Genomic DNA, 9,585 nt, shown 5'->3' with positions numbered 1-9,585 from the left:
TCCCGACTCCCGACTCCCGACTCCCGACTCCCGACTCCCGACTCCCTACTCCCTACTCCCTACTCCCTGTTTCCATTGCTATACGACCTTCACGTTTAACCCGTAAATGAGATTGCCACAAAGACCAAACTCCAGCCAGATTACCTGTAATTTCCAAGCAAATGAGGGCAATCGGATAATTGCTCGAACCTTTTAGCCGTTCAAAGATGCGCCATAAATGAGCAAGTGGCAATCCCAGCACTATTTGCACCAATCCTCGCCAATCCCCATCTTCTAACAATGTGGTGAGATTGTAAGCAACATGACCTTTACTGTAGTTGTAAAGCTGACGATGTAGCGCTGTCATTTCATTGCGATGCTTATGCCAGACATAAGCGTTTGGCTCATAGACCAGGGTATAGCCAGCTTTAAGTACCTTATAAAATAAGTAAGTATCTTCACCAACTCCTGAAGGCATACCAGCACCGAGGACTTCGTTCATCAGGCCAATCTTCGGATTGCGAAAGATACTGGCACGAAAAGCAGCATTAGCCGTTGCTCCTAAAGTCCAAGTTGGTACAGGCTTGTAGAAAAAGGATTCAAACCAATCTCCGTTAACCTCCAACCAATCAAAGCCCCGTCCCAAGCCGCCATAATTTTCAAAAGACTGCTCGGCTTTGGTTTCCAACTGTAAGGGCAAAACATTACCTGTGACGATCATCACATCCGGTCTAGCAAAAGGAGCAATTAGCTTTTCTAACCAATCCGGTGGCACAGTAACATCATCATCTGTCGCAATCACAATATCCCCGGTACTAGCAACAAAGCCAGCATTGCGAGCATAAGCTAGTCCCTGACGGGATTCACTAACTAAGACAACATCAGGAAACTCAGCAACTACTGGTGGAGTCCAACCAGAAGCGGGATGATTATCAACTACAATAATTTCCAATTGTCGAGTAGACTCTTGGGCAACTAGGCTCGACAAACACTTCCGCAAATCTTGGGGTCGGTCATAGGTAGCGATGATAATAGAAACTGGTATAGTCTTTGCTAAAGAGGTTAGTAAATCAGTCTCTTTATCCTTGGATTTATAGTGATTACTTAAGATAGATAGTGCTTGATTATAGCAGTAATCGCTACTAAAATTAAGGTCTAATTGTAGCAACTTCTGACCAAACTGATTGACAATAACCTCAATTAAGCGATTCTTGCTAATTCCTCGATCAGGGTTAGCAATATCAACGCTACCTAAAAGCTGATCATGCCATTTCACAAACACTCGTACTAATGAGTAATCTTTTACATCAGTTAATGCCTGTAAAGGTTCCCCTAGATCCACAGTCCGCACGGCTATACCTGGATTGGTTTTAATCCTTGGGATTTCTTCCTTAGTCAGAGCAGGAAAGATAGGGTCAGAAAAAATTGGGTAGGGATCACTATCTACATCAACTTCTGTTTCTCGTTCTTGGTTACCGAAAGATTTAGTAATCTCAGCAGCAGTGTGGCGAGCTTTGTGATAGCGATTTAAACCAATGAAACAGCCTTTTAATTCAGCCAGAATTAAATCCTGTGGGAAGCGAGTGGGGTTTTTGAAACCAAGACACAGACGTTTTAAAATCCAATAGACTATCGTTCTGAGCAAAGTCCACAAGAAAGACAGACACTCCTCTGGATAGGCAAAGAGGCTACGGATAGCGTAAGAAAACAGACCAATACTGTTATTAGTAATTTGCGTACGCAACTTAGTATAATCCCGTCGATGTCGATGGCGGACTATGGCACTAGGCTCATAGACCAGGGTATGTCCTTCCTTAATCACCCGGAAAAACATTTCTAAATCACCACCACCATTAGTGACAGTACCCACATCTAAAGCAGGGTCAAACAAACCAATATCATCAAATACTGAGCGGCGATAAGCCATGTTTGCCCCTGTACCGAATTGTCCCGTACCCAGGAGTTTCCAAGGCATTTTGTTGCCTCGGTTAACCTGATACCATTTACGCCTCATACCTCGCCCGAAGCCGCCATACATTTCAAACAGCACTTGTGCTTCGGTTTCCAATTCATAAGGCACAACTAACCCAGTCACTGCCATAACGTCAGGATGTTTAATAAACACTAGGGCTAATGCTTTTGCCCATGCTGAATCAACCACTACATCATCATCAGTATAGGCAATAATGTCTCCTTTAGCTTCAATAACAGCTCTGTTTCTCGCCCAATCTAAACCCGGACGAGGTTCACAAATATAACGAATATTAGCATAAGTTTCTACCAGTTTTTTGGTGCTATCATTGGTGGGAGCATTATCAACAACTACAATATCTAAGTAAGGATAATCGACTTGCTTGAGAGCGTTTAAACATACAGCAAGATTAGCAGTGCGATCGCGAGTACAAACCGCAACCGTTACTAACGGCAACTTGCCCTTATACTCCGGTGGTGGCACATCAAACAAATCCTCAAGGCACAAGCTTTCCCGTCCGAGAGGTAAGGATAATCCATTGTACAAAAGACGATTGATAATCGTCTCGCTATGGTCTTCCAGAATACGTTTACTTAAGGTTTGAGCTGTGCAGTGACCATTAGTAATCGGTGCTTTAACATATCCAATTGGCGCACCATGGAAGCGAAGCAGTCCTTGCACTGCCATATAGCCATCCAAACCATCAAGAGTAGTCAGGGGGCGGCTCAACTCAATGTCCACTACTTTGATTGGATAAAGCATAACCAAAAATCTCTTATATCATCAGCAGTGAACGGTGTAATAAATTTCCAAGCAAGAGCTTGAAATATAGACTACCTCGGCGTTTCGTTAAATCCGTATAACTGACTGATGGTTTATTAACATAATTATCAGATTTAAGCTTAGTGATCATTCTAAATACGCTTTTAATGAACAAGATATACAACCCATAGCGAAAAATAGGGGTAATAAAATCCGCTTTCAAAGCTTGAGATAGCCAAAATAATGTACTGCGATCGCTACTACACTGACTACTTTGTCGTGCCAAATACATATAAAAACTACTCTTTGACAATTGATAAAGTGCTGCTGGAATCTCTGGATGCCTTTGTTGAACATCACTTAGCATCAAACCATGAGACTTAGCCATTTGGCTGTAGTCGCGAGACATACTACTAACAATCTTGCGATAGCCAATCATAAATTCCGGCACAACAGCAAATTCATAATGTTCTGCAATGCGCAGATAGAGCTCCCAATCCTCACACCCTTGAGCTTGTTGTGCTTTTAATTGACAGTTGTAGCCACCGACGGTTTCAAAACAACAGGCGCGAATCACAGATGCACTAGCATTGCCTAAAAAGTTATGACATACCAAAGTTTTATAAACCTTTCCTTCTATAGTTGAGGCACGGAAATTTCCAGTCAGTGAATTTTCGGCATCAATATCCGCCGACCAAGCATAAACCAACCCTACCGATGGCTCTGTTGCCAAGAAGCGTTTAACTTGCTTTTCTAAATTTTGCGGATACCAAATATCATCAGCATCCAGGGGAGCAATATAATCTCCCTTCGCGTTTTTAATCCCTAAATTACGAGCAGCAGCCACCCCTAAATTTGGTTGTTGTAGTAAAATCACACGCTGATCTTGCTTAGCAATAGATTGAACAATCTCAGCTGTGCGGTCTTGAGAACCGTCATCTACCACTATCACTTCCAGGTTTTTATAGGTCTGAGAAAGAACAGACTGTAATGTGATTTCAATAAACTGCTCTGTATTATAGGCAGGAATAATCACTGAAACCAGTGGTAAGCTATCAACTGTTTTAACAACCGACATTTGATGATTTAAATTTTATATCTATACTTTCCACAGGGATAAACTGAGTTTTTAATTTAGCTATCAGCATTTAGCTATAGCGTTTCTAGGATTTATGAGGTACGCTTTTCAACCTCAAAGTCCCCCTTTATAAGGGGGATTTAGGGGGATCCATTTGTACCTCATGGCATAGAGAATTGCTATATATCAAATGGGCTGACTTCCGCTGACTGCTGATAGCGGATGCCTGACTGCTCAACCTGTAGACACAACCTCTATTACAAGTACAGAGTTACTCAGTCAATTCAGGACTTTTTGAAAAAAAAATCTCTATTGGTGATTATTCGGTAGTTTTGTTAAAGCCAATCAACGAGTTAGTTAAATTTATTATAAACTGATTTTTTTGTCTAAGCTAATGTTATACTATTTGAGGGTATTATTGAGATGCAGAGTAACGATTTAATCTCAAAATCTCAATCAGTAATTGAAGGTATATTCTCTAAAGAATGATTGACTCTGCTAGACTCACTATCTCCGTCATCATCCCCGTATACAACGGAGGCAAAGACTTTCACCAATGTCTTGCCAGACTATCTCAAGCTCAACCCCCTCCCGATCAAGTGATTGTAGTAGCTGATGGCGATACTGATGGCTCATGGCGTATAGCCCAAGATTTTGGAGCCACGGTAATTCGATTGCCCACAGCAGGGGGTCCCGCTAAAGCCCGAAACCTGGGAGCGAAAGCAGCACAGAGCGATATCCTGTTCTTTATAGATGCTGATGTAGCAATCTATCCGGATACTATTGGTCAAGTGGTGAAAATCTTTAACAATGAACCTAATTTAACCGCTTTAATTGGTTCTTATGACGATGCTCCCGGTGCTGCTAATTTCCTTTCCCAGTACAAAAATTTACTCCACCACTACACTCACCAAACTGCATCTGAACAAGCATCTACCTTTTGGGGTGCCTGTGGCGCAATCCGTCGTGACATCTTTCTTGCCATGGGTGGCTTTGAGGAAAATTATCGTCAACCTTGTATTGAAGACATTGAGTTAGGCTATCGACTCAAGGAAAAAGGTTACAGGATTAAGCTGTGTAAGACTCTACGGGTGAAACATCTCAAGCGCTGGGGCATAATTTCTTTGCTTAGAGCTGACTTTTTCTACCGCGCCTTGCCCTGGACTGCCATAATTCTTAAGGTTCGCGACGCAAGTCCAGAAAACTGTCGTGAGTTTATCAGTGACTTGAACCTAAAACTATCTAGTCGTATTAGTGTGGTGTTAGTCTATGCTCTACTAGGTGCTTTAGTTACAGCTTATTGGTGGTCTAGTACTGTGATTGCTATTGCTACCTGTGTGTTTAGTCTCGCCCTGCTAGTACTCAACAGACCTGTCTACCAATTCTTTTATCAAAAGCGTGGTCTACTATTCACTATACGAACCGTTCCATGGCACTGGCTGTATTACTTTTACAGCGGACTTGCGTTTGCCATTGGTATAGTTCGTCATTGGTTTAAAAAGTACCTAAAACCTCTGATATACTTGCCTAAATTATCAGGAATTAATCATTAATAAAGCCTGATAATTGCTGAATTTTAATTTAAAAGCATGAACAATAAGAGTTGATATAACTGTTGAAATAACGTTAAAATTAAGGTTGAATTTTAGGGTTAACCTAGAATTGCGATCGCTATGGAATAAAAATCGATATTATCCTACTAATAACTGACCACTAACGCACTCACCACTGACGCACTATTTTTAATCAATGGAACATTATCCCGTAGTGATTACAGGGGCAGGACCGGCTGGTCTTACTGCTGCCTATGACCTGGTTAAACAAGGCATTAAACCTATCGTTCTAGAAAAATCCAATAAAGTCGGTGGTATTGCTCGCACCGAAGTCTACAAAGGCTATCGCTTCGATATTGGTGGTCATCGCTTCTATACCAAAGTAGAAGCAGCGCATCAACGTTGGCAAGAGGTTTTAGGGGAAGACTTTATCAAAGTTCCCCGCATGTCACGCATTTATTACCAGGGTAAATTCTACGACTATCCCCTCTCAATCTTTAACACCCTATCGAATTTAGGCATCATTAACAGTCTGATTATTTTGCTCAGCTACTTCAAGGCAAAAATCAAGGCAAAATTGCGACCTTGGCGTGAACCTGAAACCTTTGAAGAGTGGGTAAGCGATCGCTTTGGTCGTCGTTTATACAGACTATTTTTTAAAACGTATACGGAGAAAGTTTGGGGCATCCCCTGCGATAAAATTCAAGCAGAATGGGCAGCACAGCGTATTCAAAAATTATCTCTAAAACAAGCAATTATCAATGCTTTGTTCGGAAGTCAAAATAGCAAAAGCTTGATTAAGGAATTTGATTACCCCATACTTGGACCAGGGATGATGTGGGAAAAATTTCAGCAAGCAGTAGATAATCAAGGTGGTCAGGTAAGACTGAATACTGTAGTCACTAGTATTCAACGAGATGGTAATCATATCAAAAGTATTACTGCTTTGCAGGATGAAAAAACTATCAGTATCTCTGGAGACCATTTCATCTCTAGTATGCCAGTGACAGCACTGGTTAAAAAACTGGATCCACCTCCCCCACCAGCGGTAATCCAAGCAGCAAAATCCCTATCTTATCGAGCTTTTATTATTGTAGCGCTCATTATTGATGCTAAAGATCTATTTCCTGATCAGTGGATTTATATCCATAGTCCAGAGGTGAAAGTGGGTCGCATCCAAAACTTTAAGAATTGGAGTCCAAAAATGGTATCGGATCCTAGCAAGACCTGTCTGGGTTTAGAATACTTCTGTAATGAGGGAGATGAAATCTGGAATCTATCTGAGACCAAATTGCTGGATTTAGCCACCCGTGAATTGGCGAGTTTAGGTCTAGCTGATGCCAAGGCTGTAGAAGATGGTACTGTGTTGCGCCAACCTAAAGCTTACCCAGTTTACGACCGTGATTATCGTCAGCATTTACAAGTGATTCAAGATTTTTTAGCAGACTTTGATAACCTACAAACCATTGGACGTAATGGGATGCATCGCTACAACAATCAAGACCATTCGATGTTAACAGGAATGCTAGCAGTTAAGAACTTATTGGGGGAAAACCATGATCTGTGGCAGGTAAATACTGAACGGTCTTACTATGAAGAATTTACCACAGAAGAGTTAAAGCAAAAACAGGATTCAGTAGAGGACTCAGTTTTTCAGCCTGTATAGGCTATATAGCAATTATACGACTTGTGAGGTACAAATATCTGGGTTTTAGGGAGCAGGGAGCAGGGAGCAGGGAGCAGGAACCCACCCCTAACCCCTCCCAGGAGGGGAAGGCAAGAGCCAATAGTCAAACAGTTATGTGTACCTCATGAGTCCTATAAACGCTATAGCGTTTGTATTTGAGATGTAAACCTGTATAGTCTTTTTTTTACTGTCCAATAAAACTGAGGATCTCTTTCCCCTTTTGCCTCTTGCCTCTTGCCTCTTGCCTTTTTCGGCAATTCGTGTGTTTACAACCCAGATACAAATGCTATATAGGCATGTTCTACTTCATCACGACTTGGAATTTTCTACTTATTCCTTGCTACTTGATCGGAACTGCTGTACTGAATGTACTCCAAGCGGATTCCTTTAAACGAGTTAGCGATCGCATTATTGCAGCAGTGTGGTTGGGCATCGTTGTGCTGTCCATTGCACTGCTAGCAACCTCCCTAGTATTTCCCCTCAATTCCTGGGTAGGCTGGTGTACCGCTGCTAGTCTGAGTTTATTGTCTCTGACATCACAACCTACCCGCCATGAAATTGCTAATCTATGTTTCATGCTGTTTCCCAACCTAGCCTTGGGATTGTTGACCTTAGAATTTGGTGTCGCAGCATTCACCAGCCGACAAGTAACTTGGCTTGACACAGGTCTCTATCACTATGGAGCCATCCGATGGTTGTCCGAGTATGGAGCAGTGCCAGGTATCGCCCTGCTCCTTCAGCAGCTTGGTTTTACCTCATCGTGGTTTGCTCTCGCTGCTCCGTTTAACCCTCCAATTTTGGATGCTCAAGTTAGTGCCATCACCAATGGCTTTGCCTTTCTTCTGGCAATAGTACACTGTCTGATTGCTTTAGCTCAACTATTCAGCAATAAAGCACAGCTAAGTGACTGGTTTATCGTCATCTGCTCATTGATTGTACTCCCTCTCCTAGTCCTATCCAGTCACATGTCAGATATCCTGGTATCTCCATCGCCAGATATCCCAGTAATTTTGCTGACCGTAATCATCGCTTGGGCAATGTTAATCATTGCTCACCATCGCTCATCATCCGTAACTCAGGATGAAAATTCTAGTTTTAAAAATAAATTTTACGATCAATTTATCCCACTAATTTTAGCAGCTGGAGCTGTAAGCATAAAGCTTACTTCTCTACCTCTATTATTAATATCAGTTATTTTTTATACTGTTTTCAGTAGGTTTTGTGTGAAACGACTGGTGATAGGTGGTGTCATCACTACTTTACTCTTATCACCGATGTTCGCTGTCAATATCATCACCTCTGGTTGCCCACTTTTTCCCTCATCATTCTTCTGTCTGGATTTACCCTGGTCTTGGACAGCAGCAGAAGCTAAAGCAGTTGCTGAAAACACTCGCGTTTGGGGAATCTGGTTTGACTCACCTCCACCAAATATTCCTCCCTGGCTTTGGAAATTTGTGCTTTGGTTGATTGCTAGTACTCTAAATCAAATCGCTACTGGAATAATTTTAATTTCAATTTTATTAGCCATCTCTATTCTCCGAACATCAATCAATCATCGCCTTTGGGGTTTGATTTGGGTATTAGGCTTAGCTATTTCAGGAACCATATTTATGATGCTCTATGCTCCTGTAATCAGACTTGGAGTAGGATATCTAATTATTATACCTAGTTTATATATTACTATATTTTTTAATAAAAAAATTGGCAATTTTAATTTCCTGATCACAAAAAAAATACCGGTATCAAAGATATGGAAAAATCTTCCTATATTTAGTAGGACTAGTTATTTAGCTTTGGCTGTTATCACCTTAGTTATTGTTCTGAATCAAAAAACTCACTATCGACTGATTCTCCCTCCCCAGATGATGAGGTCAGATTTAGTCAAAAAACAAGTCAATGGTATTAATTATTTTTCTCCACAAGATATCTCTCCAGAAGAGCATGAGCTATGCTGGTCTGCTAAACTACCTTGTGCATTTGAACTAGAAGATAATATCAAACTTCGCGATCCAAACCGTGGTATTAAAGGTGGTTTTATAAAAGTAAAAAGGGAACAGGGAATAGGGAGTAGGGAGTAGGGAGTAGGGAGTAGGGAATAGGGAATAGGGAATAGGGAATAGGGAATAGGGAATAGGGAATAGGGAACAGGGAATATAGAATAGGGAGTAGCGATTAGGCAGGGCTGTTTCATTCTCATCAATAAATTGTCAATTCAATCCCGTGAAAGGGAGGTGAGGTAATAGGGAGAGGTTTTATTAATCAAAATTACCCCTATAGCAATCCTAAATCATTTGTAAAATCAGCAAAATCTGTAATCGTTGCTAGGCAAGGGTTATAGCGATTTGGCGTTCGCGCAGCGTGGCCTACGGCGACAGCCGACGCTATCGCGAACGCTTGAACCAATATATTTCACGAATCATATAGGACTGCTATATGTGGAAAATCCATTGTCAACAAGCACAATCAGGCCGGGTTTATTAAGAACTATTAGTATTTTATTCTGAAGGGGTGACGAAACAAGCTGAAATGGTTGGTATGTAAAGGTAGTACCATT

General features: G+C 41.4%; 5 protein-coding genes. 3 read left to right on the top strand and 2 right to left on the bottom strand.

Annotated elements, in window-relative coordinates; all coding sequences use genetic code 11:
• Positions 1-52 precede the first annotated feature (52 nt).
• Positions 53-2,713: a glycosyltransferase gene (locus BJP37_RS13075; protein WP_075899357.1), complete on the bottom strand. Its 2,661-nt coding sequence runs from the start codon at positions 2,711-2,713 to the stop codon at positions 53-55.
• Between the two features lie 13 nt (positions 2,714-2,726).
• Positions 2,727-3,791, bottom strand: coding sequence for a glycosyltransferase family 2 protein (locus tag BJP37_RS13070; protein ID WP_075899355.1), 1,065 nt, complete (start codon positions 3,789-3,791; stop codon positions 2,727-2,729).
• A 485-nt stretch (positions 3,792-4,276) separates the two neighbouring features.
• Here BJP37_RS13070 and BJP37_RS13065 point away from each other — a divergent pair, with 485 nt between their 5' ends.
• From BJP37_RS13065 to BJP37_RS13055, 3 genes are all read left to right on the top strand, one after another.
• Entirely contained in the window at positions 4,277-5,344 is a 1,068-nt protein-coding gene (locus BJP37_RS13065) for a glycosyltransferase family 2 protein (RefSeq protein ID WP_075899353.1), read from the top strand.
• Positions 5,345-5,540: 196 nt separating this feature from the next.
• Entirely contained in the window at positions 5,541-7,010 is a 1,470-nt protein-coding gene (locus tag BJP37_RS13060) for an NAD(P)/FAD-dependent oxidoreductase (RefSeq protein ID WP_075899351.1), read from the top strand.
• A 317-nt stretch (positions 7,011-7,327) separates the two neighbouring features.
• Positions 7,328-9,109 carry an LIC_10190 family membrane protein gene (locus tag BJP37_RS13055; RefSeq protein ID WP_075899349.1) on the top strand — a complete coding sequence of 594 codons (1,782 nt, stop codon included), beginning with the start codon at positions 7,328-7,330 and terminating at the stop codon, positions 9,107-9,109.
• Positions 9,110-9,585: the final 476 nt, after the last annotated feature.

Source organism: Moorena bouillonii PNG, from assembly GCF_001942495.1.
Taxonomy (GTDB): domain Bacteria; phylum Cyanobacteriota; class Cyanobacteriia; order Cyanobacteriales; family Coleofasciculaceae; genus Moorena; species Moorena bouillonii.
This window is presented reverse-complemented; position numbering and strand designations above follow the sequence as displayed.

Bases quoted from the DNA above. Each gene is read 5' to 3' on its own strand.
- BJP37_RS13075 (WP_075899357.1), bottom strand. From the start codon at position 2,713: ATGCTTTATCCAATCAAAGTAGTGGACATTGAGTTGAGCCGCCCCCTG.
- BJP37_RS13070 (WP_075899355.1), bottom strand. From the start codon at position 3,791: ATGTCGGTTGTTAAAACAGTTGATAGCTTACCACTGGTTTCAGTGATT.
- BJP37_RS13065 (WP_075899353.1), top strand. From the start codon at position 4,277: ATGATTGACTCTGCTAGACTCACTATCTCCGTCATCATCCCCGTATAC.
- BJP37_RS13060 (WP_075899351.1), top strand. From the start codon at position 5,541: ATGGAACATTATCCCGTAGTGATTACAGGGGCAGGACCGGCTGGTCTT.
- BJP37_RS13055 (WP_075899349.1), top strand. From the start codon at position 7,328: ATGTTCTACTTCATCACGACTTGGAATTTTCTACTTATTCCTTGCTAC.